1 protein-coding gene is annotated in these 420 nt (G+C 71.7%); it reads right to left on the reverse strand.

The genetic code is table 11. The features are described 5' to 3' along the window. Nucleotides 1–90: 90 nt before the first annotated feature. Nucleotides 91–420 (reverse strand): sulfurtransferase (locus FJV41_RS57520; protein WP_281291684.1); only part of this gene is annotated, 330 nt, incomplete at its 5' end.

Below are 420 nucleotides of genomic sequence, written 5' to 3' on the forward strand. Positions count from 1 at the left end.
ATTCTCAGGAGCGGCCCCACCGCGCGGAACGAAGATTTCCGGACTAGCTTATGACGTTTTCCTCACGGCGCTGCCGTGGCGTGCAGGCCGTCAGCCGCGCTCGACCGGGCGGGACGAATCGCTGCACCACTCGCTCCAGCTGCCCGCGAACAGGGCCGTGGGGCCCAGCCCGGCGATCTGCATCGCCAGCAGGTTGGGCGTGGCGCTCACGCCGCTGCCGCACTGGTGCACCACGGTGGCCGGATCGCGGCCGGCGAGCAGCGATTCGAACTCGGCCCGCAGCTGCGCGGCCGGCTTGAAGCGGCCGTCGGGCCCGAGGTTGTCGGAGAACGGCCGGTTCAGCGCACCCGGAATGTGGCCCGCGACCGGATCGAGCGGTTCCACCTCGCCGCGAAAGCGTGCCGGCGCCCGCGCATCCAC

This window comes from Myxococcus llanfairpwllgwyngyllgogerychwyrndrobwllllantysiliogogogochensis (assembly GCF_006636215.1).
Classification (GTDB): domain Bacteria; phylum Myxococcota; class Myxococcia; order Myxococcales; family Myxococcaceae; genus Myxococcus; species Myxococcus llanfairpwllgwyngyllgogerychwyrndrobwllllantysiliogogogochensis.